Source organism: Streptomyces sp. SP17BM10 (genome assembly GCF_036322405.1).
In the GTDB taxonomy this organism is placed as follows: Bacteria; Actinomycetota; Actinomycetes; order Streptomycetales; family Streptomycetaceae; genus Kitasatospora.
Window position 1 is genome coordinate 1 of record NZ_JAQYXB010000279.1, and the last position, 350, is coordinate 350.

Genomic DNA, 350 nt, shown 5'->3' on the forward strand with positions numbered 1-350 from the left:
ACCCCTCCTCCCCCCACACCAGGAGGCGTTGCCCATGTCCGCGCACTTCCCCACGACCCCCCGCACCGTGACCGAGGCCGCCCGCCCGCTCGCCCTGGCGGCCTACCGCGTCGTCGTCGGCCTGCTCTTCGCCTGCCACGGCGCCGCCTCCCTGTTCGGCGTCCTCGGCGGCGCCAAGTGCGGCGGCACCGACCCGCTCGGCCCGGGGCGGGGCTGGTGGGCCGCCCTGATCCAGCTGGCCGGCGGCCTCCTGGTCATGGTCGGCCTCGGCACCCGCTGGGCCGCGCTGCTCTGCTCCGGCTCGATGGCCTACGCCTACTTCACCGTCCACCAGCAGCACGCCCTGCTCC

Annotated in this window: 1 protein-coding gene; it reads left to right on the forward strand. The window is 76.3% G+C overall.

The features are described 5' to 3' along the window. Positions 1–34 precede the first annotated feature (34 nt). On the forward strand, positions 35–350 hold a 316-nt coding region (locus tag PUR71_RS01335; RefSeq protein ID WP_329924419.1), incomplete at its 3' end, for a DoxX family protein.